Source organism: Rathayibacter sp. VKM Ac-2803, from assembly GCF_009807175.1.
GTDB lineage: Bacteria > Actinomycetota > Actinomycetes > Actinomycetales > Microbacteriaceae > Rathayibacter.
In genome coordinates this window covers 2699178-2721851 of the sequence record NZ_WUCD01000001.1, presented here as the reverse complement: position 1 = coordinate 2721851, position 22674 = coordinate 2699178, and the positions used below count along the sequence as shown (strand labels likewise).

Genomic DNA, 22674 nt, shown 5'->3' with positions numbered 1-22674 from the left:
CTCGTCAGTCGGTGGGACGGAGGAAGAGCACGCCGAGCGGCGGAAGGATCAGCTCTGCCGAGGCGGGGCGACCCGCCCACGGCTCCTCGCGGGCCTCGACGGCACCGAGGTTGCCGACACCCGATCCGCCGTAGATCTCGGCGTCGGTGTTGACGAGCTCCTCCCAGCGTCCGGCCTGCGGCAGACCGACGCGGTAGCCGTGCACCGGGGATCCCGAGAAGTTCGCGATGACGGCGACCGAGCGGCCCTCGCGGTCGCGGCGGAGGAACGAGATCACGTTGGGTGCCGCGGCTCCGCCGTCGATCCACTCGAATCCGGCCTGCTCGTTGTCGAGCTCCCAGAGCGCCGTCGACTCGCGGTAGACGCGGTTCAGCTCGCCGACGAGGTTCCAGAGCCCGTGGTGACTGGGCTGGTCGAGGATCCACCAGTCGAGACCGCGCTCCTCGCTCCACTCCGAGAACTGCCCGAACTCCTGCCCCATGAAGAGCAGCTGCTTGCCCGGGTGCGCCCACATGAAGGCCAGGTAGGCGCGCACGTTCGCGAGCTTCTGCCAGTGGTCGCCCGGCATCTTGTTGATCAGCGAGCCCTTGCCGTGCACGACCTCGTCGTGGCTGATCGGCAGGACGAAGTTCTCGCTGAACGCGTAGACGAACGAGAAGGTCAGCTCGCCCAGGTGGTACTGGCGCCAGAGCGGGTCGTTCGCCATGTAGTCGAGCGAGTCGTGCATCCAGCCCATGTTCCACTTGAGCCCGAAGCCGAGCCCGCCCGAGACGGTGGGCTGGGTGACGCCCGGCCAGCTCGTCGACTCCTCGGCGATCATCATGATCCCGGGGTAGAGCTTGTAGGCGGTGGCGTTCACCTCCTGCAGGAAGCTGATCGCCTCGAGGTGCTCGCGCCCGCCGTGCTCGTTGGGCAGCCACTCGCCCTCCTTGCGGGAGTAGTCGAGGTAGAGCATCGAGGCGACCGCGTCGACGCGCAGGCCGTCGACGTGGAACTCCTCGAGCCAGTACAGCGCGTTCGCGACGAGGAAGTTGCGGACCTGGGTGTGACCGAAGTCGAAGACGTACGTACCCCAGTCCATCTGCTCGCCGCGGCGCCAGTCGGGGTGCTCGTAGAGCGGCTCGCCGTCGAATCGGGCGAGCGCGAAGTCGTCCTTCGGGAAGTGCCCGGGCACCCAGTCGACCAGCACGCCGATGCCGGCCTGGTGCAGACGGTCGATCAGGTACTTCAGGTCGTCAGCGGTGCCGAAGCGGCTGGACGCGGCGAAGTAGCCGGTGACCTGATAGCCCCACGAGCCTCCGAAAGGGTGCTCGGCGAGCGGCATGAACTCGACGTGGGTGAAGCCGAGGGCGGTGATGTACTCGATCAGCGGATCGGCGACCTCGCGATAGCCGAGCCCCGGCTTCCACGAGCCGAGGTGCATCTCGTAGACGCTCATCGGCTGCGTGTGCGGGTCGACCGCCGCGCGCTTCTCCATCCAGGCAGAGTCGCTCCAGTGGTGGTGGGAGACGGGGATCCGCGAGGCCGTGGCGGGCGGCACCTCCGTCGCACGGGCCATCGGGTCGGCCTTGCGGACCCAGCGGCCGTCGCGCGAGAGCAGGTCGAACTTGTAGGAGGCGCCGGGCTCGAGCCCGGGCACGAAGATCTCCCACACGCCGGTGACGCCGAGGTTGCGCAAAGCGTGGCCCTCGCCGCTCCAGTCGTTGAAATCGCCGACGACCCGGACGGCCTGGGCGTGCGGCGCCCAGACCGAGAACGAGGTGCCCCAGACGCCCTCGTGCTCGCGGTGCCGCGCGCCGAGCGCCTCCCAGAGCCGCTCGTGACGACCCTCGCCGATCAGGTAGAGGTCGAAGTCGCCGACGGTCTTCGTGAAGCGGTAGGGGTCCTCCGCGGTCCACGCCGGTCCGTCGCCGTAGCTCGCCTCGATCGTGTAGGCCTGCGGCCCGAGGATGTGGAACCCCTGCCAGATGCCGTCGCGCAGGTGGCTCAGCTCGACGCGGGCACCGGTGGAGAGCACGGCGACGACCCGGTCGGCGAGCGGACGGCGCGCGCGGACGACGATGATCTCGTCGGCCACGCCGGGCGCCGACACGACGTGCTGGCCGAGGACGTCGTGGGGGAGCGCATTGCTGCCCGTGGCGATCTGCTGGAGGATCCACTCCGGGATCTCGGGCAGCGCCACGGCCGCCGAGCCCTCGACGGGGCCGGCGGGCGAGGCGGGGGTCCCGGGGGCCGGAGCGTCCTCCGCCGGAGCCTCCTCCGCCGGAGCCGCCGCGTGGCGCGGTGTCGTGCCGGTCGTCGTGGCGGCGCTCGTGCCGGTGGTGACGACCGTCTCGACGCGCGGCGTCAGCCCCGCGGCCTCGGCGGCGCTCGTTCCGTCGTTCTCGGGAACCGTGTCGCTCATCGTTCGTCCGCCTTCACGCTCAGGATGTGCACGGGCTCGACGAAGGCGTCGAGTCGCACGTAGTTGTCGCTGCCCCAGGTCCAGACCGCACCCGTGATCAGATCCTCGACCTCGAAGGTCGCACCCCAGTCGAGTCCGAGCGCCGGCAGGTCGAGGTGCACGGTCGTCTCGCGCGCGGAGTGCGGGTCGGTGTTCGCGACCACGAGGATCGTGTCGGCCGAGCCCGTGCCCGTGAAGGCGCGCTCGAGGTGCTTGGAGTAGACGAGGATCGCGTCGTCGTCGCTGCCGTGGACCAGCAGGTTGCGCAACTGGCGCAGGGCGGGGTGCGCCCGGCGGATCTCGTTGAGCCGCGTGAGGTACGGAGCGAGCGAGCGGCCCGAGGCCTCCGCCTCGGCCCAGTCGCGCACCTTGTACTGGAACTTCTCGTTGTCGATGTTCTCCTCGGCGCCCGGGCGCGCGACGTTCTCGACGAGCTCGAAGCCGGAGTACACGCCCCAGAGCGGCGACGCCGTCGAGGCGAGCGCGGCGCGCACCTTGTACGCCGACGGGCCGCCGTACTGCAGGTACTCGGTGAGGATGTCGGGGGTGTTCACGAAGAGGTTCGGCCGCATGTAGTCGGCCGTCTCCTGCGAGATGCTCGTGAAGAACTCGGCGAGCTCCTCCTTGGTGTTGCGCCAGGTGAAGTACGAGTACGACTGCTGGAAGCCCACCTTGCCGAGCGCGCGCATGATCGCCGGGCGGGTGAACGCCTCCGCGAGGAACACCACCTCGGGGTGCTTCGCGTTGACCTCGTGGATGACCCACTCCCAGAAGTCGAGCGGCTTGGTGTGCGGGTTGTCGACGCGGAAGATCGTCACGCCGAGCGAGATCCAGTACTCGAGGATCCGCAGCGACTCCTGGCGGATGCCGATGGGGTCGTTGTCGAAGTTGATCGGATAGATGTCCTGGTACTTCTTCGGCGGGTTCTCGGCGTACGCGATCGTCCCGTCGGGGAGGGTCGTGAACCACTCCGGGTGACTGGTCACCCAGGGGTGGTCGGGCGAGGCCTGCAGGGCGAAGTCGAGCGCCAGCTCGAGGCCCGCGCCGGTGACGGCCGCGTGGAAGGCGCGGAAGTCGTCGACCGTGCCGAGGTCGGGGTGGATGGCGTCGTGGCCACCGTCGCGCGATCCGATCGCCCAGGGCGATCCGGGGTCGGTCTCGGAGGCGTTCAGCGTGTTGTTCGGTCCCTTGCGGAACGTGCGCCCGATCGGGTGGATCGGCGGCAGGTAGAGGACGTCGAAGCCCATCGCGGCGACGGCCGGGACGCGCCGGGCGGCGGTCGCGAACGAGCCGCTCGTGACGGAGCCGTCCTCGTTCTCGACGGCGCCCTCCGAGCGCGGGAAGAACTCGTACCAGGCGCCCACGCCGGCGCGGGTGCGCTCGACGTGCACGACGCGCGGCGCCGAGACGCTGGCGAGGCTCATCACGGGGCGGGCGTCGAGGGCTCCGTGCACGGCGGAGTCGGTGGCCGCGTCGAGGCGCTCCTCGGGCGCGAGGGAGGCGTCGCCCACGCGGGCGGCGGCCTCGGTCAGCAGGGTGCGCTCGGCACCGGGGCGCTTCTCGTCGTCCGCGGCTTCGCGGAGGAGTCCCGCGCCGAGTGCGAAGGTCACGTCGATGTCGAGACCGGCCGGGATCTTCACCTCGGCCGTGTGCAGCCAGGTCGCCCAGTCGTCGGCGAAGGCGCGGATCCGGTAGGTCCAGTCGCCCTCGGCATCGAGGAGGACGAGGCGCCCGTAGCGGTCGGTGCCCGTCGCGAGCAGCGACATCCGGTGCTCGGAGTCGGCACCGGTCGGAGAGGTGAGCAGGAGGTCGACGCCGATCAGGTCGTGTCCCTCGCGGAACGCTGTCGCGGCGAACGGGACGACCTCGCCGACGAACGCCTTGGCCGGCCAGCGGTCGTCCTCGAGGCGCGGCTGGGGATCGATGATCGGGATGCGCTCCGCGCGCACCTCGTAGCCGCTCCCCGTGGAGGGGGCGGGCGGCGCCGTCTCGGGAGTGGAGAGCGCCGCCGCTGCGGGCGGGGCGGCCGCGGCCGCCTCCTCGGGGGCATCGGCCGCATCGGGAGGCGTCGTCACCTCCTCCGGCGCGGTCTTGCCGCGTCCTGCTCGTCGTGCGTCCTTGCCGTGCGAAGCCTTGAAGAAAGGTGTCTGAGCCACGTCTCGACAGTAGCGACCGGGGGACGCTTTGGCACGCCGGTTGCGCCCGTGCTCGGGGCTGTGCAAACGGGGTGCGCCGGGTCGGTCCGCGGGTCACTCCTCTCCGCTAGGGTGACCTCGCGCGAGCGCCCCGGCGCTCCCGCATCTGTGTAGGCCGGGGTCCGCAGAGAGTCGAGGAGTGCCGTGAAGGCCATCCGCCGCTTCACCGTCCGGTCCGTCCTGCCGCCCGCGCTCTCGGCGCTCGGCGAGCTCGCGAGCAACCTCCGCTGGGCGTGGCACGAGCCCACCCGCCGGCTGTTCGAGCGGGTCGACCCCGAGCTGTGGCGCCGCGGCGGCGCCGACCCGACAGCGCTCCTCGGGGCCGTGAGCCCGGAGCGCCTCGCCGAGCTGGCGGGCGACCAGGGTTTCGTCGACGACGTCTGGCGCCTGCGCGACGAGCTCGAGCGCTACCGCACAGAGCCGCGCTGGTACCAGTCGCTCCCGGAGTCGGCGCCGCGGTCGATCGCCTACTTCTCGCCCGAGTTCGGCATCGCCGCAGCCCTGCCGCAGTACTCCGGCGGTCTCGGCATCCTCGCGGGCGACCACCTCAAGGCGTCCTCCGACCTCGGCATCCCGCTGACCGGCGTCGGGCTCTTCTACCGGTCCGGCTACTTCTCGCAGGGTCTCTCGGCCGACGGCTGGCAGCTCGAGTCGTACCCCTCGCTCGACCCCGACGGTCTGCCGCTGCGTGTCGTGCGCCTCGCGGACGGGTCGCCCGCGCGCATCGTCCTGGCCCTCCCCGAAGGGCGTGCGCTGTACGCGCGGGTGTGGCGGGCGGAGGTCGGTCGCGTGACCCTCCTCCTCCTCGACACCGACATCCCCGAGAACGAGGACTCGCTGCGCGGCACCACCGACCGGCTCTACGGCGGCGGCGGCGAGCACCGCCTCCTGCAGGAGCTGCTGCTGGGCATCGGCGGCGTGCGCGCCCTCGAGCTGTGGTCCGAGGTGTCGGGCGTGCCGCTCCCGGAGGTGTTCCACACCAACGAGGGCCACGCGGGCTTCCAGGGGCTGGAGCGCATCTCGGGACTGATCGGCTCGGGACTCGACTTCGACCAGGCCCTCCAGGTCGTGCGCGCGAGCACGGTCTTCACGACCCACACTCCGGTGCCCGCCGGCATCGACCGCTTCGACCGGGGTCTCGTCGAGCGGTACTTCTCGACCGAGCTGCTCCCGGGCGTGCAGGTCGAGGACGTCCTCGACCTCGGCGCCGAGGAGTCGGGCGCCATGTTCAACATGGCGTTCATGGGGCTGCGGCTCGCCCAGCGCTCGAACGGAGTCTCGACGCTGCACGGCGAGGTGAGCCGGTCGATGTTCTCGGCGCTCTGGCCGGGATTCGACACGGCGGAGGTGCCGATCGGCTCGGTCACGAACGGCGTGCACGCGGCCACCTGGACCGATCCGGTGCTCAGCGCTCTGGCGCGCGACCGCCTCGGGACGGAGGACACGACGAAGGCCGACTGGGCCTCCGGGGCGCTCGGTGACGGCGAGATCTGGCAGGCGCGGCGCACGATGCGCGAGCAGCTGGTGCGGGATGCGCGGATCCGTGCGGCGCGGTCGTGGCGAGAGCAGAACCCGGGCGGCCTCACCCCGGGCTGGCTCGACGAGCTGCTCGATCCCGACGTGCTGACCATCGGCTTCGCCCGCCGCGTGCCGACCTACAAGCGGCTGACGCTGATGCTGCACGACCCGGAGCGGCTGCGCGCCCTGCTCACGCATCCCGAGCACCCGATCCAGATCGTGATCGCGGGCAAGTCGCACCCTGCCGACGAGGAGGGCAAGCGGCTCATCCAGAAGCTCGTGCGCTTCGCCCAGGAGCCCGACGTGCGGCGGCGGATCGTCTTCCTCCCCGACTACGACATCGCGATGGCGCAGCTGCTCTACCCGGGCACCGACGTCTGGCTGAACAACCCGCTCCGACCGCTCGAGGCCTGCGGCACCTCCGGGATGAAGGCGGCCCTCAACGGCTCGCTCAACCTCTCGATTCTCGACGGCTGGTGGAACGAGTACTTCGACGGCGAGAACGGCTGGGCGATCCCCTCCTCCGACCGCGCGCTCGACCCCGACGCGCGCGACACCCTCGAGGCCGACGCGCTCTACGAGCTCCTCGAGAGCGAGGTCGTGCCGCGGTTCTACGAGCGGGACCACGACGGAGTCCCGCGCCGCTGGGTGCGCTCGATCCGGCACACGCTGGCGACGCTCTCGCCCGAGCTCTCCGCCGAGCGGATGGTGCGCCAGTACGTCGACGCGCTCTACCGCCCGGCGGCCGACGCCCATCGCGCGATCGTCGTCGACCACTTCGAGCCCGCGAAGGAGCTCTCGGCGTGGAAGCTGCGGGTGCGTGCGGGCTGGCCCGGCGTCTCCGTCGCCTCCGTCGAGTCGGGCGGCATCGACGCCGTGCCGCAGCGGGGCGACCGGCTGGCCGTGCGCGCGGGCGTGCTCCTCGGCGATCTCCGGCCCGAGGACGTGACCGTGCAGGTCGTCTACGGCACGACGGAGGCCGACGGGTCGCTGACGGACGTGCAGCACCAGGAGCTCGACGTCGCCGAGTCCGTCGGAGCGGTCGTGCCCGCGGACGCCGTGGGCCGCGTGCCCTACGCGGGCGTGGTGACGCTCGACCGCAGCGGTTCCTTCGGCTACACGGTGCGGGTGGTGCCGAAGCACCCGCTGCTCGCGCGCTCCGCCGAGCTCGGGCTGGTCGCCGCCGCAGGCTGACCGCCTCCGCGAGCCTCGAGCCGGCCCATAGGAGAGGAGCTAGCGGAGGCGGTCAGCGCGCGATGTCCGCGAGGATCGCGTCGGTCACGGCGATCAGGGCGGCGGGGGCCAGCTCGATGTCGAAGCCGCGGCGGCCGCCCGAGACGAGGACGGTGTCGAACAGCTCGGCCGTCTCGTCCAGGACCGTCCGGTGCCGGGTCTTCTGCCCCACCGGCGAGATCCCGCCGAGCACGTAGCCCGTCCTCCGCTGCGCGAGTGCCGGATCGGCCATCGCCGCTCGCTTGCCGCCGACCGCCGAGGCCAGCTCCTTCAGCCCCAGGGACCCGGTGACGGGGACGATCCCGACGACGAGCTCGCCGTCGACGTCGACCAGGAGGGTCTTGAAGACCCGCTCCGGATCGACCCCGAGCGCCTCCGCCGCCTCCGATCCGTAGCTCGCCGTGCCGGGATCGTGCCGGTACTCCCGCGCGACGAAGTCGATCCCCGCGGCGCTGAGCGCGACCGTCGCCGGAGTGCCCGGGCCCCGGTGCGCCGAGCTCACACGAACTCCACCGGCGCTGCGCCGTGTGCCGCGAACAGCTGCATCGAGGTCCCCGCGACCCGGATGACCTGACCGGGTTCGAACGACTCGCCGTGCCCGAGCGGCACCGCCTCCTCGCTGTTCCAGAGCCGGGTGTAGCCGGTGACCCCGTCGCTCTCGGCCAGCACCACGCTCGTCTCGTGCTCGACGCCGTGGACGACCAGCAGGACCCGGTCGAACTCCTCGGCCTCGGGAGTGGAGGAGGCGAGGTACTGCAGGGTCCGGTTCTCGGCCGAGGTCCAGTCGTGATCGGACATGCCCTGCCCGTGCGCGTCGAACCAGCGCATGCTGCTCGCCCCCGGGGTGACCTCGCCGCCGCGTCCGTAGTGCGACGGCCGCAGCGCCGGATGCTCCCGGCGCAGTCGCAGCAGGGTGCGGGTGTGCTCGCGCAGGTGCAGCTGCCACTCGCCGAGGCCCTCCCAGCGCAGCCAGGTGAGGTCGGAGTCCTGGCAGTAGGCGTTGTTGTTGCCGCGCTGGCTGCGGCCGAACTCGTCGCCTGCCGTGATCATCGGCACTCCGGCCGAGAGCAGGAGGGTGCCGAGCAGGTTGCGCATCGCCTTGCGCCTGGCCAGGGTCACGCCCTCATCGGGCGAGGGCCCCTCGAAGCCGTGGTTGAACGAGCGGTTGTTGTCGGCGCCGTCGCGGTTCGACTCCCCGTTGCCGATGTTGTGCTTGACGTTGTACGAGACGAGGTCGGCCAGGGTGAAGCCGTCGTGCGCGGTGACGAAGTTCACCGAGGCGAGCGGGCCGCGCTCGACCGAGAACGTGTTCGACGAGCCCGCCAGGCGGGTCGCGAAGCCGCCGATGCCCACCGGCGCCGTCCCCGCGCGCCGCGAGTAGTCGATGTCCGAGAGCCAGAAGTTGCGGGCGCGGTCGCGGTAGCGGTCGTTCCACTCCGACCAGCCGGGCGGGAAGTTGCCGGTCTGCCAGCCGCCCGTGCCGACGTCCCACGGCTCGGCGATCATCTTCACTCCGGCCAGGGCGGGGTCCTCGACCGCCGCCCGCAGCAGCGGATGGTCGGTGCGGAAGTGCGCGATCTCGTCCCGCCCGAGCGTCGCGGCGAGATCGAGGCGGAACCCGTCGATGCCGACCTCGGACGACCAGTAGCGCAGCGAGTCGAGGACGAGGCGCTGCGCGACGGGCGAGCCGAAGTCGATCGTGTTGCCGCAGCCGGTCACGTCGATGTAGTGGCCCTCCGCGGTCTGGCGGTAGTAGCTCGCGTCGTCGATGCCGCGGAGGCTCGAGCGCGGGCCGTTGGGCCCCTCCTCCGCCGTGTGGTTGTACACGACGTCGAGGATCACCTCGAGGCCCGCCTCGTGCAGCAGCTTGACCATGCCCTTGAACTCCCGGAGCACCGCCGTCGGTCCACCGCGCTGGGCGGCGGAGGAGGCGTAGGCCGCGTGCGGGCTGAAGAAGTTCAGCGTGTTGTAGCCCCAGTAGTTGGTGAGGCCCTGGCGCAGCAGGCGCTGCTCCGAGACGAAGGCGTGCACCGGCAGCAGCTCGACCGCCGTCACGCCGAGATCGAGGAGGGAGGCGACGGTCGACTCGTGCGCGAGTCCCGCGTAGGTGCCGCGCAGCTCGGCCGGGAGGGCGGGGTTGAGCTTGGTGAGTCCCTTCACGTGGGCCTCGTAGATCACGGTGCGGTCGAGCGGCGTCCGCGGCTTCTCGGAGGCGCCCCAGTCGAATCCGTCGTCGACCACGACCGAACGCCACTCGTTCTCGGCGACCCGGTGCAGCCCGCGCGAGTAGGGCTCGAGCAGCGCGGTGCGGGGATCGAAGCGCAGCTCCGACGGACCGTCCACGCGGACGGCGTAGCGACGCCCCGCCGTCAGGAGCGACGATCGCGCCGACCAGACGCTGCCGGCGTCCCGCGTCAGGGGCACGGTGCGGGTGACCCACGTCGGGTCCTTCTCGTCGTAGAGGAGGAGGTCGATCGCGCTCGCGTGCACCGACCAGATCCGCAGCTCGCCGCCCTCCGCGTCCACGGTGACTCCGAGTCGGGCCAGGGGGTCGGCCACGGGGTCGGCCGGGGAGTCGGATGCGATCATGCGACTTACAGTAGTGACGGGCGAGGGCCACCTCAGCGCCCGGGACGCGGGACGGAGGCTCCGGTGATCTACCTCGACCACGCGGCCACCACCCCGCTGCGCGACGTCGCGCTGGCCGCCTTCGCGGAGGCGTCCGCGCATCCCGGCAACCCGTCCTCGATCCACGGCTCGGGCCAGGAGGCGCGTCGCCGGCTCGAGGACGCGCGCGCCGCCATCGCAGCGGCCCTCGGCTGCGAGCCCATCGAGGTCGTCCTGACCGCCGGGGGGACCGAGGCGATCAACCTCGCCCTCAAGGGCCTCTACTGGCAGCGCCTCGCGGAGGATCCGGCGCGGATCCGCATCCTGGTCCCCGGCGGCGAGCACCACGCGACGATCGACAGCGTCGAGTGGCTCGCCGAGCACGAGGGCGCGCGGATCGAGTGGCTCCCGCTCGACGACGAGGGGACCCTGCGACCGGAGGCGCTCGCCGCGGCGATCGAACGCGACCCCGCCTCCGTCTCGCTCGTCTCGGCCCTGTGGGTCAACAACGAGATCGGCACCGTCGCGCCGGTCGCCGAGCTCGCCGCGGTCTGCGCGCGAGCGGGTGTGCCCCTGCACCTCGACGCGGTCGCGGCGCTCGGGCACCTGCCGCTCGAGATCGCCGATGTCCGCCGCGCCTCGGCCTCGAGCGGAGGCGCCGGCCTCGTCGCCGTCAGCGTCTCCGGTCACAAGGTGGGCGGCCCGATCGCCACGGGGGCGCTGTTCCTGTCGCGCGACGCGCGCGTCGTCCCGGTACTGCACGGCGGAGGCCAGCAGCGGGGCATCCGCTCGGGAACACAGGACGTCCCCGGGGCGGCGGCGTTCGCGGCGGCGGTGACCGAGGCGGTGCACGAGATGGCGGAGGAGTCACCGCGGCTCGCCGCGCTGCGCGATCGACTCGTGGCCGGGGTGCTCGCAGCGGTGCCGGGTGCGACGCTGACCGGTCCGGCGCTCGACTCCGGTCGGCGCGTGGCCAACAACGCCCACCTCGCCTTCCCCGGGGCGCAGGGCGACTCGCTCCTCTTCCTCCTCGACATGGCGGGCTTCTCGGTCTCGACCGGCTCGGCCTGCACCGCGGGGATCCCCGAGCCGTCGCACGTCGTCCTGGCGCTCGGCCGGAGCGAGGACGAGGCGCGCGGGGTGCTGCGGATGACCCTCGGCCGGACGACCACCCGGGAGGACGTCGACGCGCTCGTCGCCGCCGTTCCCGGCGCCTACGCGCGGGCCGCCCGGGCCGGTCTGTCGAGCCGCGCCGTCTGAGCGCCCGGCCCCGGTCCTCGGCCGAGGCTGGGCGCGCCTGCCGACCGCTCGTAGACTCGAGCGGTGAAGGTTCTGGCGGCGATGAGCGGTGGTGTCGACTCGGCGGTGGCCGCAGCGCGGGCGGTGGAGGCCGGCCACGAGGTCGTCGGCGTCCATCTGGCCCTCAGCCGCATGCCGGGGACGCTGCGGACGGGCAGCCGCGGCTGCTGCACGATCGAGGACTCGATGGACGCGCAGCGGGCCGCGAACGTGCTCGGCATCCCGTACTACGTCTGGGACTTCTCGGAGCGCTTCAAGCTCGACGTCGTCGACGACTTCGTGGCGGAGTACACGGCGGGGCGCACCCCCAACCCGTGCATGCGCTGCAACGAGCGGATCAAGTTCGCCGCCCTGCTCGAGAAGGCTCTCGACCTCGGCTTCGACGCCGTCTGCACGGGTCACTACGCCTCCCTCGAGACCGGGCCCGACGGCACCCCCGAGCTGCACCGGGCGAGCGACGAGGCGAAGGACCAGTCCTACGTGCTCGGCGTGCTGACCGCCCAGCAGCTCGCGCACTCGATGTTCCCGCTCGGCTCGACGCCGTCGAAGGCGATCGTGCGGGCCGAGGCGGCGCGGCGGGGCCTGAGTGTCGCGAGCAAGCCCGACAGCTACGACATCTGCTTCATCCCCGACGGCGACACGCGCGGCTGGCTCTCGGAGCGGGTGGCGCCGGAGTCGGGGTCGATCGTCGACCGCGACGGCGCGGTGGTCGGCGCGCACGAGGGCGCTCACGGCTACACGGTCGGTCAGCGGCGCGGCCTGCACCTCGGGGTGCCGGCGCCGGACGGCCGACCGCGCTTCGTCCTCGAGGTGCGGCCGAAGACGAACGAGGTCGTGGTGGGCCCCCGGGAGGCGCTGCGCATCGGCGAGATCGCCGGCTCCCGCTTCACCTGGGCCGGGACCGCGCCGGTCGACGCGACCGTGCCCTTCGGGTGCGATGTGCAGATCCGTGCCCACGCCGACCCGGTGCCCGCGGTCGCCCGGGTGTCGGAGGTCGATGACAGGGTGGAGCTCGTGATCACTCCCGACTCGCCGCTCGACGGCGTCGCCCCCGGCCAGACGGCCGTCGTCTACCTCGGCACCCGCGTGCTGGGGCAGTGCACCATCGACCGCACGGTGGCCTCCGACCTCGTGGTGCCCGCAGGAGCCGGTCGATGAGCGAGCCGGTCGTCGATCCCGCTCAGCGGGTCGACGAGCTCCGCGCGCGGATCCGCTCCGCGAGCGAGGACTACTACGCGGCCGACGCCTCGCCGCTCGCGGACGCCGAGTACGACGCGCTGGTGCGCGAGCTCGCCGGGCTCGAGACGGCGCACCCCGAGCTCGCCAGCGACGACTCGCCCACGCAGACCGTCGGTGGCATCGTCGCCGCGGGCCTCGCTCCGATCGACCACGCCGAGCGGATGCTCTCGCTCGACAACGTGTTCTCGGCCGACGAGCTGCGCGAGTGGTGCGAGAAGACCGTCGCCTCGGCCGCGCGCCCGATCCGCTGGCTGACCGAGCTCAAGATCGACGGCCTCGCGATCTCGCTGCACTACGAGAACGGCCACCTGGTCACGGCCGCGACCCGTGGAGACGGTCGCACCGGCGAGGACGTCACCGTCAATGCGCTGCGCGTCGCGGGCATCCCGCTCGACCTCGAGGGCTCGGGGCACCCGCCGCTGGTCGAGGTAAGGGGAGAGGTCTTCATCCCCGTCGCGGCCTTCGAGGCGCTGAACCGTCTGCAGGAGACCCTGCGCGACGACGCCGTCGAGGAGGCCCGGGCGCGCTGGTCGGCGCGTCCCGCAGGCAAGCCCTTCGACGAGGAGCGGGCGCGCGAGAGCGCGCTGCGGCGCTTCCCGACGTTCGCCAATCCGCGCAACGCCGCGAGCGGCGGCCTGCGGCAGCAGCTCGACAAGAAGTCCGGGCTCGACCTGCGGGCGGGGGAGGCGCGCGTCTCCTCCCTGGCTCTCTACGTGCACGGCATCGGCGCCTGGCCCGATCCGCCCGTCGCGGCGCAGTCCGAGATCTACGGCCTGCTCGCGGGCTGGGGGCTGCCCGTCAGTGAGCACAACCGGGTCTCGGAGTCGGTCGACGAGGTGCTGGCGTTCGTCGAGCGCTACGGGCGCGAGCGCCACTCGGTCGAGCACGAGATCGACGGAGTCGTCGTCAAGGTCGACGAGCTCGAGCTGCATGACGAGCTCGGCGCCACCAGCCGCGCCCCGCGCTGGGCGATCGCCTACAAGTACCCGCCCGAGGAGGTGCACACGAAGCTCCTCGACATCGTCGTCAGCGTCGGGCGCACCGGCCGGGCGACCCCCTTCGCCCAGATGGAGAAGGTCAAGGTCGCCGGCTCCGAAGTGCGGCAGGCCACCCTGCACAACGCCGACGTCGTCAAGGCGAAGGGCGTGCTGATCGGCGACACGGTGGTGCTCCGGAAGGCGGGCGACGTCATCCCCGAGGTGCTCGGGCCCGTGATCGAGCTGCGTGACGGCAGTGAGCGGGAGTTCGTCATGCCCACGCAGTGCCCCGAGTGCGGCACCACGCTCGCGCCCTCGAAGGAGGGCGACGTCGACCTGCGCTGCCCCAACTCGGAGTCGTGCCCCGCACAGGTGCGCGGGCGCGTCGAGCACATCGGCAGCCGGGGAGCCCTCGACATCGAGGCGCTCGGCGAGGTCAGCGCAGCAGCGCTCACCCAGCCGCTCGTTCCCGCCGACCCGCCGCTGCGCACCGAGGCGGGCCTGTTCGAGCTCACCCTCGCCGACCTGTTCCCGATCGAGGTCGTCGTCCGCGACTCCGAGACCGGGCTGCAGAAGCTCGACGCCTCGGGAGACCCGAAGGTCGTGACGCCGTTCAAGCGCAGGCGCCAGATCGCGAAGGACGGCGCGTTCGATCCCGCCGCCGACACGTTCGCGGGTGACGACGCCTCCGTGCCCTCGACCAGCGCGGTCCGCCTGATCGAGAACATCGACCGCGCCAAGACCAAGGAGCTCTGGCGGCTCCTCGTGTCGCTGAGCATCCGGCACGTCGGTCCGGTCGCCGCTCGCGCTCTCGCCGGCTACTTCGGCTCGCTCGATGCGATCCGGGCGGCCACCCGCGACGAGCTGGCCGCGGTCGACGGGGTCGGCGGCATCATCGCCGACGCGCTGCTCGACTGGTTCGCCGTCGACTGGCACGTCGAGATCGTCGACCGCTGGGCCGCCGCCGGAGTGCGGTTCTCGGCCCCCGGCCACCCGGGCCCCGGTGCGGCAGACGCCGCCGGAGGCGTGCTGGCCGGTCTCACCGTCGTGGCCACGGGCTCGCTCGAGGGCTACTCGCGCGAGGGCGCCCTCGAGGCGATCATGCAGGCGGGCGGCAAGGCCGGTTCGAGCGTCTCGAAGAAGACCCACTACGTCGCGGCGGGCCCCGGCGCGGGCAGCAAGCTCGGCAAGGCCGAGCAGCTCGGCGTCCGGATCATCGACGCCGCCCAGTTCCACCTGCTGGTCACCGAGGGGCCGGAGGCCATCGCGCTCCCGCCCGCGGAGGAGCCGGCAGCTGAGTCGGACGACGCGACCGCCACAGCAGACGCGACCGCGGAGGAGACGACCGACGGCGATGCCTGAACCGGCGGGCGGCGAGCGGCGGGCGTTCCTGCGGCGCTCGTTCGCCGAGGCGGCCTCCGCCGCGATCGAGGCCGTCGGCCGGTCCGCCCCGCCGACGCCGCGGGAGAGTGCCGCGGCCGCCGCGCTGGCCGGCATCGACCACGTCGTCGTCGTGGCCTTCGCCGGTCGGCCCCGGCACCAGGTCTTCGGCGCGCTCGACGGCGAGGACGGCGTCGAGTTCGAGGGCGACACCGACGAGGTGATGACCGCCCCCGCCCTCGACGACGGAGTCGGACGCTTCGCCCCCGAGATGCTGCCCGTGCACACGCTGCTCGCCCGCTCGTTCGCGCGCGTCGAGCACTGGTGGGCCGACGGAGCCGATCCTCTTCTCGAGCTGCTCCGCGCTGTGCGCGACAGCGCGACGCCCTGGGCCCTGGTCGTCGACGATCGCCAGGGAGTCTCGACCACCCTGCTCGAGGCTCCGGACCACCGAGCGAGCGGCTCGCTCGTCCCGTTGAGCCGCCTCGCCCCGCTCGCCACGGCCGGCGAGCTCCCTCCCGTCGTAGTCGTCGAGCCGCGCTCGCTCGTCGCGCCGGCCGACTTCTCCTCCGCCGCCGAGCTCGGCGAGCTCCGGAGCGCCGACGCCCGGGCAGCTGAGGACCTCCTGCACTCCGTCTACAGCGCCGTCCGCGCAGGGGAGCGCGCCGGCCGGCGGATGCTCCTGCTCGTCGTCTCGCGCGGGAGCCGCTCCCGACCCGGCGAGGTGCCGGCGCTCGTCATCGCGTCAGGCGTCCGTCCCGGTGCCGGGATCGACGCCCCGGTCACCGCCTCGACGCTTCCGCGGCTCCTCCGCGCGCGCTTCGCCGGCGACCGGCGCGCGCTGTCCGACGGCGGTGTCCTGGCCCTCGCCGAGGCGATCGCCGGTCCGCTCCGTCCACTCTCCCGCTGGCCGCAGACCGCCTCCGCCTTCGTCCCGCCGTTGACCGACCGCGTGACCCCGAGACTGGCCTCGGCCCTCCTCCGGCACACCGAGGGCGCGACCGCCGAGACGGCCCAGAGCGCTCTCGCCCTGCTCCGAGCGGCCCGGCCGGACGCGTCGCTACACTCCGACCAGGCACGGATCCCCGGATCGCGGGAAGGGCGGGACGCATGACCGGCAGCGACGAGTCGTCGAGCGGGACGGCACCGGATCAGGTGGCCACCGCGTCGCGACCGACGTCGCGCCGCCGGTTCCTCGCCGGCGGTGCGGTGGCCGGTGGAGTCGCCGCGGGTGCCCTGGCGGGCGGCACGATCGGCGCGGCCGTCGCCTCCGGTCGCGACCGCGAAGCCGAGGCGACTCTGCCCGCGCGGGACGAGCCGGGGTTCGACCACGTCGTCGTCGTGATGTTCGAGAACCGCTCCTTCGACAACATCCTCGGGCAGCTCCACGCCGACGGCGACCTGCCCGCGGGAGAGACCTTCGAGGGTCTCGCGACCGGCGAGCACACGAACACGACCGCCGCCGGCGACACCGTCGCGACCTTCGTCTACGAGGGCGCGACCGACACCGTGATGCGCCAGCCCGACCCCGACCCGGGGGAGGAGTACCCGCACGTCAACACCCAGCTCTTCGGCACGATCGACCCGCCGTCGAACGCCGGGAAGACGGTCGGCGAGATGACCGCGCCCTACAACGCCCCGGCCGACGCCTCCACCCCGACGATGAGCGGGTTCCTCGAGGACTACGTGCAGAACCTCCGCGCCATGAAGAAGGGCGAGGAGCCGACGCCGGAGGAGTACCGCACGATCATGGGCGGCTTCTCGCCCGAGATGCTCCCGGTCTTCTCGACGCTGGCGCGCGAGTTCGCCGTCTTCGACCATTGGTTCGCCGCCGTCCCGTCGCAGACCTTCTGCAACCGCTCGTTCTTCCACGCCTCGACCTCGCACGGCTTCGTCACCAACAAGCACGGCGGTGGCTATGAGAAGTGGCTCGCCGACGACCTCTCCGACGCGCCGACCGTGTTCAACCGTCTCGAGGAGGCGGGGAAGACCTGGCGGGTCTACTTCGACGCCCTGCAGGTCGTCTCCTACACCGGGTTCCTGCACGCGCCGGTGCTCGAGAAGTACTGGCGGACGAACTTCGCGACGATGGAGCAGTTCGCCGCCGACGCCGCGAACGGCGAGCTGCCCGACTACGCCTTCATCGAGCCCCGGCTGGTCTTCGACCACAACGACATGCACCCGCCGACCGGCTCCTTCCACGAGGACGAGCTCGACGGGCAGCCGCTCTACGACAGCGCCCTCTCGGACGTGCGCGCCGGGGAGCTGCTGCTGCACCAGGTCTACTCGGCGATCCGCGAGAGCGCGAGCACGACCGGATCGAACGCGGTCAACACGCTGCTCCTGGTGACGTTCGACGAGCACGGCGGGCTCTACGATCACGTGCCGCCGCCCGCCGCGACGCCACCGGGAGACGGCAGGCCGGGCGAGATGGGCTTCGCCTTCGACCGCCTCGGCTGCCGGGTGCCCGCGATCGCGATCTCGGCCTACACCGCGCCCGGCACGATCGTGCACGACGAGATGCACCACGGCGCGCTCATCCGCACGCTCAGCAGGCTGCACGGGCTCGAGCCGCTGACCGATCGCGACGCCTCGGCGCCCGATCTCTTCGGCGTCGTCACCGCGAGCACGCCGCGCCAGATCGGCGACTGGCCGACCACCGTGCCGCAGTACCTGCCCCCGAACCCGGAGGCGACGCCTCCGCACCCCGCGAACGCGAACCGCGACAAGCCGCTCAGCCCGCCGGCCCTCGGGTTGATGGGCCTCCTGCTGGCCCGCTACGGCGGGCCGGGCGAGGACCTGCCGACGACGTACGAGGGCGCCTACAACGCCCTGCTGAAGCACGGCTCGAGCCTCTTCGGCAGCGGCGCCGGCGCCGGCTCCTCGTCGCCGACTCCCGCCTCCTGAGCGCGGTGCCCTCGGCAGAGGGAGGCGTCGGAGGCCCCGGCTAGACTGGTCGCCGATTCCTCACGAACCACCCGATGGAGACGCATGTCCGAGATCACGGCCGACACGGTCGCCCATCTGGCCCAGCTGGCCAGGATCGACCTCACCCCCGAGGAGATCCAGACCATGACCCGGGAGCTCGGCACGATCGTCGACTCCGTGCGAGCGGTGCAGGCCGTCGCCACCCCCGACGTGCCGGCGACCAGCCACCCGATTCCTCTCCAGAACGTCTTCCGCCCGGATGTCGTCGGCGAGACGCTGACCCGGGAGCAGGCGCTCTCGGGAGCTCCCGAGCACGACGGCAGCCGCTTCCAGGTCTCCGCGATCCTGGGGGAGGAGCAGTGAGCGCGCACGGCGACGAGATCGTCCGCCTGAGCGCCTCCGCGCTCTCCGAGAAGCTCGCCGACGGCTCCGTGTCCTCGGTCGAGGCCACGCGTGCCCACCTCGACCGCATCGCGGCCGTCGACGGCGCCGTCCACGCCTTCCTGCACGTCGCGGGCGATGCCGCCCTCGAGACGGCCGCGGGCATCGACCGGAGCCGGGCCGAGGGAGCGTCGCTGCACGCCCTCGCCGGCGTCCCGCTCGCCGTCAAGGACGTCATCGTCACGAACGACATGCCGACCACCAGCGGCTCGCGCATCCTCGAGGGCTGGCGCCCGCCCTACGACGCGACCGTGATGAAGAAGGTCCGCGCCGCAGGCCTGGTGCCGATCGGCAAGACCAACATGGACGAGTTCGCGATGGGCTCGACCACCGAGCGCTCGGCCTACGGCCCGACGCACAACCCGTGGGACCTCGACCGCATCCCCGGCGGCTCGGGCGGAGGCTCCGCGGCCGCCGTCGCGAGCTACGAGGCGCCGCTGGCCCTCGGCTCCGACACCGGCGGATCCATCCGCCAGCCGGCGCACGTCACCGGCACCGTCGGCGTGAAGCCGACCTACGGAGGCGTCTCGCGCTACGGTGCCATCGCCCTCGCCTCGAGCCTCGACCAGATCGGCCCCGTCTCGCGGACCGTCCTCGACGCCGCGCTCCTGCACGACGTGATCGCCGGGCACGACCCGCGCGACTCCACCTCGCTCCGCGACGCGTGGCCCTCCTTCGCCGACGCGGTCCGCCGTGCCGACGTCGAGGGCCTGCGGATCGGCGTGCTCAAGGAGCTCGACGGGGGCGAGGGCTTCCAGCCCGGCGTCCTGAACCGCTTCCACGAGGCCCTCGCCGTCCTCGAGGGCGCCGGAGCCGAGATCGTCGAGGTGAGCGCCCCGAGCGTCGAGCACGCGGTCGCCGCCTACTACCTGATCCTCCCCGCCGAGGCGTCCAGCAACCTGGCCAAGTTCGACTCGGTGCGCTTCGGACTCCGCGTCACTCCTCCCGGAGGCGGCACCGTCGAGCAGGTCATGTCGGCGACCCGCGAGCAGGGCTTCGGCCCGGAGGTCAAGCGCCGCGTCATCCTCGGCACCTACGCCCTCTCGGCCGGCTACTACGACGCCTACTACGGCAGTGCGCAGAAGGTCCGCACCCTGGTGCAGCGCGACTTCGACGCCGCGTTCACGACCGTCGACGTGATCGCGTCGCCGACCGCGCCGACCACCGCGTACCGCCTCGGCGAGAAGCTCGACGACCCGCTGGCGATGTACCGCGGCGACGTCGCGACCATCCCCGCGAACCTCGCCGGAATCCCCGGTATCTCCGTCCCCGCGGGCCTTGCCGACGAGGACGGGCTGCCTGTCGGCATCCAGTTCCTCGCGCCGGCCCGCGAGGACGTCCGTCTGTACACCGTCGGGGCGGCGCTCGAGGCTCTCCTCGAGGAGAAGTGGGGCCACCCGCTGCTCTCGAGGGCCCCCGAGCTGGCCGCCGCCGAGCTCTCCGCCACCGAGGAAGGTGCCGTCTGATGGCCTCCGCGCACACGTCCGTCCCCGAGCTCATGGACTACGACGAGGTCTTCGAGACCTTCGAGCCGGTCCTCGGCTTCGAGGTCCACGTCGAGCTCAACACGAAGACCAAGATGTTCTCGGACGCGCCGAACGAGTTCGGCTCCGAGCCCAACACGAACGTCACGCCCGTCGACCTCGGTCTCCCGGGCTCGCTGCCCGTCGTCAACGAGCAGGCCGTCCGCTACTCGATCAGCCTCGGCCTCGCCCTGGGCTGCTCGATCGCGCCGTCGAGCCGCTTCGCGCGGAAGAACTACTTCTACCCCGACCTCGCGAAGAACTACCAGATCTCGCAGTTCGACGAGCCGATCGCCTTCGAGGGCTCCGTCGAGGTCGAGCTCGCCGACGGCTCGCTCGTCGAGATCCCGATCGAGCGCGCTCACATGGAGGAGGACGCCGGCAAGCTGACGCACGTCGGCGGCTCCACCGGTCGCATCCAGGGCGCGGAGTACTCGCTGGTCGACTACAACCGCGCCGGGGTCCCGCTCGTCGAGATCGTCACGAAGCCGATCTACGGAGCCGGCAAGAGCGCCCCGGAGTTCGCGAAGGCGTACGTCGCCACCATCCGCGACATCGTCCTCGCCCTCGGCATCTCGGACGCCAAGATGGAGCGCGGAAACCTGCGCTGCGACGCCAACGTCTCGCTCCGCCCGATCGGGCAGGAGAAGCTCGGCACCCGCACCGAGACCAAGAACGTCAACTCGCTCCGCTCCGTCGAGCGCGCCGTGCGCTACGAGATCCAGCGTCAGGGCGCGATCCTCGCGGCCGGCGGCACGATCACGCAGGAGACCCGGCACTGGCACGAGGACACGGGCCGCACCTCCGCGGGCCGCCCGAAGAGCGACGCCGACGACTACCGCTACTTCCCCGAGCCCGACCTTCTGCCGGTCGTGCCGAGCCCGGAGCTGATCGAGGAGCTGCGCGCCGCCCTGCCCGAGAAGCCGGCCGTCCGCCGCCGCCGCCTCAAGGCCGACTGGGGCTTCACCGACCTCGAGTTCCAGGACGTCGCCAACAGCGGTCTGCTGGCCGAGATCACCGAGACCGTGTCCGCGGGTGCGAGCCCGCAGGCCGCCCGCAAGTGGTGGACCGGCGAGATCGCCCGCCTGGCCAATGCGGCCGGTGAGGACCCCTCGGCGCTCGTCACCCCGACGCAGGTCGCCGAGCTGGCGGGCCTGATCGAGGAGGGCGTGCTCACCGACCGCCTCGCCCGCGAGGTGCTGCAGGGCGTCATCGCCGGGGAGGGTACCCCGCAGGAGGTCGTCGACGCCCGCGGTCTCGCCGTGGTCTCGGACGACGGTGCGCTCATCGAGGCGATCGACGCGGCGCTCGCCTCGCAGCCCGACGTGCTCGCGAAGATCCGCGACGGCAAGTTGCAGGCGGCCGGTGCCGTCATCGGCGCGGTCATGAAGGCGATGAAGGGCCAGGCCGACGCGGCGCGGGTCCGCGAGCTCGTCCTGGAGCGCGCCGCCGGCTGAGCCGACGCGCGGAGTCCGGCACCATGAGCACGGGGATCCCGGCGCGCCTCGACCTGCCGGGCGGGGCCTTCCTCCGACCGCTGGTCTCGAGCGACCTCGAGCTCCTGCGCGCGGTGCTCGACGACCGACGAGCGTGGCTCGGGGCCCTGCTCCCGGAGGGGAACCCCAGCGCCCTGCCGTCGGCCTCCGCCGGCGACGACTACGGGGCGCTCGCGCTCCTCGAGGAGGCGGCGCGCGCCGGATCGGCCCACGCCTACCTCCTCGTCGACCGCAGCTGGACCGAGCCGCTCGGCGCGCTGAGCGTCCGCCCCGTCGAGAGCGGGCCGGCGGTCGTCTCCTGGTGGGTCGTCCCGACGCTCCAGGCGTCCCGACTCGAGGAGGAGCTCGACGCGTACGCCCGGGAGTGGCTGCGACTGCGCTGGTCCTTCGACGACGTCGACACCCCGGAGAACCATCCGGAGGACCCGGCCGCGATCGCCGGCGGCAATCTGGTGCCACTCCTGCCCGAGACGCCCGACCGGACGCCGCTCCCCGACCCCGACGCCGAGAGTGCGAGCCGGCTGTGGGCGGAGTACCGCCGTCACGAATCGGAGGAGCTGCCGGAGGCGCTCCCTCCCGTCGAGTCGTTCGGCGACTCCGTCGAGATGGCCGATGAACTGCTGGCGCTCGTCCGCCGCGGCGTGAAGAGCGCCACCGCCTCCCTCGCCGGCTCGGAGCCCGTTCCCGCGGTCGGCGACCACTGGATCGTCTGCGACGGAGCGGGGACGGCGCGCGCCGTCCTCCGCACGACCGAGGTCCGCGTCGGCCCGCTCGACTCGGTCGACGACGACTTCGCCTGGGCGGAGGGCGAGGGCGACCGCTCCCGGGAGTCGTGGCTCGACGGGCACCGCCGGTACTTCGCGCGCGAATCGCCAGGCGGCATCGGCGACGTCGTGTTCGAGCGCTTCGTCGCGGTCTGGCCCGCGGAGGACGTCGAGCGGCGGGACGTGTTCGAGCGCAGTGTCGCCTCAGAGCGTCACCCCTAGCCCTCATTAGGGGGTTCCCCGGATGCCGAGCAGGGTCACGCTCCGCCAGAGTGGACCCATGGCTACTCTCGTCCGCCCTCGTCAGGGCAAGATCATCGCCGGCGTCTGCGCCGGCCTCGCCCACCGCTTCGGCTGGAGCCCCTTCCTGGTCCGGCTCCTCTTCGTGCTGTCCTGCCTCCTGCCGGGGCCGCAGATCATCGCGTACATCGTGATGTGGATCCTGATCCCCAAGCAGAGGTGACCTCGGAGCCTCTCCCACGGTCGCGCCGAGCGGCGGTGGGAGAGGCTTCTCTCCGCCCGGGGAGGTGAACGTTCACGACAACCACCCCTCCGGTGGTTGACGGCCTCGGCCTCGCCCGTCTAGCGTCTCTCGTGAACGTTCACGTCAATGACGATGCGAGAGGCCCCG

Annotated in this window: 15 protein-coding genes; 11 read left to right on the top strand and 4 right to left on the bottom strand. The window is 72.4% G+C overall.

Features of this window, described 5'->3' with window-relative positions:
• Window positions 1-4: 4 nt before the first annotated feature.
• Both glgB and GRS96_RS12715 read right to left on the bottom strand, forming a co-directional pair.
• Window positions 5-2404 (bottom strand): 1,4-alpha-glucan branching protein GlgB, encoded by a 2400-nt coding sequence (gene glgB / locus GRS96_RS12720; RefSeq protein ID WP_159988646.1) that lies wholly within the window; start codon window positions 2402-2404, stop codon window positions 5-7.
• Entirely contained in the window at window positions 2401-4518 is a 2118-nt protein-coding gene (locus GRS96_RS12715) for an alpha-1,4-glucan--maltose-1-phosphate maltosyltransferase (RefSeq protein ID WP_159989321.1), read from the bottom strand. Before GRS96_RS12715 ends, glgB begins: the two co-directional genes overlap by 4 nt.
• Window positions 4519-4782: 264 nt before the next feature.
• Here GRS96_RS12715 and glgP point away from each other — a divergent pair, with 264 nt between their 5' ends.
• Window positions 4783-7350, top strand: a complete 2568-nt coding sequence (gene glgP, locus GRS96_RS12710; RefSeq protein ID WP_159853874.1) for an alpha-glucan family phosphorylase — start codon at window positions 4783-4785, stop codon at window positions 7348-7350.
• A gap of 52 nt (window positions 7351-7402) precedes the next feature.
• Here glgP and ybaK read toward each other — a convergent pair whose 3' ends face one another.
• Window positions 7403-7891, bottom strand: coding sequence for a Cys-tRNA(Pro) deacylase (gene ybaK / locus GRS96_RS12705; protein WP_159853872.1), 489 nt, complete (start codon window positions 7889-7891; stop codon window positions 7403-7405).
• Complete coding sequence (glgX, locus tag GRS96_RS12700) at window positions 7888-9978, bottom strand: glycogen debranching protein GlgX (RefSeq protein ID WP_159988645.1); 2091 nt, start codon at window positions 9976-9978, stop codon at window positions 7888-7890. Before glgX ends, ybaK begins: the two co-directional genes overlap by 4 nt.
• Before the next feature lie 66 nt (window positions 9979-10044).
• Between glgX and GRS96_RS12695 the strand changes: the two genes are divergently transcribed.
• The 10 genes from GRS96_RS12695 to GRS96_RS12650 all read left to right on the top strand — a co-directional run bounded on the left by GRS96_RS12695 (window position 10045) and on the right by GRS96_RS12650 (window position 22506).
• Window positions 10045-11256: a cysteine desulfurase family protein gene (locus GRS96_RS12695; protein ID WP_159854104.1), complete on the top strand. Its 1212-nt coding sequence runs from the start codon at window positions 10045-10047 to the stop codon at window positions 11254-11256.
• A 63-nt stretch (window positions 11257-11319) separates the two neighbouring features.
• Window positions 11320-12453 (top strand): tRNA 2-thiouridine(34) synthase MnmA, encoded by a 1134-nt coding sequence (gene mnmA / locus GRS96_RS12690; protein ID WP_204162083.1) that lies wholly within the window; start codon window positions 11320-11322, stop codon window positions 12451-12453.
• On the top strand, window positions 12450-14873 hold the full coding sequence (gene ligA, locus GRS96_RS12685; protein ID WP_159988644.1) for an NAD-dependent DNA ligase LigA: 2424 nt from the start codon (window positions 12450-12452) through the stop codon (window positions 14871-14873). Before mnmA ends, ligA begins: the two co-directional genes overlap by 4 nt.
• Window positions 14866-16005, top strand: coding sequence for a hypothetical protein (locus tag GRS96_RS12680; protein WP_159988643.1), 1140 nt, complete (start codon window positions 14866-14868; stop codon window positions 16003-16005). Before ligA ends, GRS96_RS12680 begins: the two co-directional genes overlap by 8 nt.
• Complete coding sequence (locus GRS96_RS12675; protein WP_159988642.1) at window positions 16002-17798, top strand: alkaline phosphatase family protein; 1797 nt, start codon at window positions 16002-16004, stop codon at window positions 17796-17798. Before GRS96_RS12680 ends, GRS96_RS12675 begins: the two co-directional genes overlap by 4 nt.
• A gap of 84 nt (window positions 17799-17882) precedes the next feature.
• Window positions 17883-18182: an Asp-tRNA(Asn)/Glu-tRNA(Gln) amidotransferase subunit GatC gene (gene gatC / locus GRS96_RS12670; RefSeq protein ID WP_159853862.1), complete on the top strand. Its 300-nt coding sequence runs from the start codon at window positions 17883-17885 to the stop codon at window positions 18180-18182.
• Window positions 18179-19726: an Asp-tRNA(Asn)/Glu-tRNA(Gln) amidotransferase subunit GatA gene (gene gatA / locus GRS96_RS12665; protein WP_159853860.1), complete on the top strand. Its 1548-nt coding sequence runs from the start codon at window positions 18179-18181 to the stop codon at window positions 19724-19726. Before gatC ends, gatA begins: the two co-directional genes overlap by 4 nt.
• Window positions 19726-21240 carry an Asp-tRNA(Asn)/Glu-tRNA(Gln) amidotransferase subunit GatB gene (gene gatB / locus GRS96_RS12660; RefSeq protein WP_159988641.1) on the top strand — a complete coding sequence of 505 codons (1515 nt, stop codon included), beginning with the start codon at window positions 19726-19728 and terminating at the stop codon, window positions 21238-21240. The genes gatA and gatB overlap by 1 nt, the downstream gene beginning before the upstream one ends.
• Window positions 21241-21263: 23 nt before the next feature.
• Window positions 21264-22265, top strand: a complete 1002-nt coding sequence (locus GRS96_RS12655; RefSeq protein ID WP_159988640.1) for an ASCH domain-containing protein — start codon at window positions 21264-21266, stop codon at window positions 22263-22265.
• A 58-nt stretch (window positions 22266-22323) separates the two neighbouring features.
• On the top strand, window positions 22324-22506 hold the full coding sequence (locus GRS96_RS12650; protein WP_159853854.1) for a PspC domain-containing protein: 183 nt from the start codon (window positions 22324-22326) through the stop codon (window positions 22504-22506).
• Window positions 22507-22674 lie beyond the last annotated feature (168 nt).

Coding starts and splice junctions, on each gene's coding strand:
- GRS96_RS12655 (WP_159988640.1), top strand. CDS start 21,264: ATGAGCACGGGGATCCCGGCGCGCCTCGACCTGCCGGGCGGGGCCTTC.
- gatB (WP_159988641.1), top strand. CDS start 19,726: ATGGCCTCCGCGCACACGTCCGTCCCCGAGCTCATGGACTACGACGAG.
- glgB (WP_159988646.1), bottom strand. CDS start 2,404: ATGAGCGACACGGTTCCCGAGAACGACGGAACGAGCGCCGCCGAGGCC.
- GRS96_RS12650 (WP_159853854.1), top strand. CDS start 22,324: ATGGCTACTCTCGTCCGCCCTCGTCAGGGCAAGATCATCGCCGGCGTC.
- GRS96_RS12680 (WP_159988643.1), top strand. CDS start 14,866: ATGCCTGAACCGGCGGGCGGCGAGCGGCGGGCGTTCCTGCGGCGCTCG.
- glgX (WP_159988645.1), bottom strand. CDS start 9,978: ATGATCGCATCCGACTCCCCGGCCGACCCCGTGGCCGACCCCCTGGCC.
- GRS96_RS12675 (WP_159988642.1), top strand. CDS start 16,002: ATGACCGGCAGCGACGAGTCGTCGAGCGGGACGGCACCGGATCAGGTG.
- gatC (WP_159853862.1), top strand. CDS start 17,883: ATGTCCGAGATCACGGCCGACACGGTCGCCCATCTGGCCCAGCTGGCC.
- ligA (WP_159988644.1), top strand. CDS start 12,450: ATGAGCGAGCCGGTCGTCGATCCCGCTCAGCGGGTCGACGAGCTCCGC.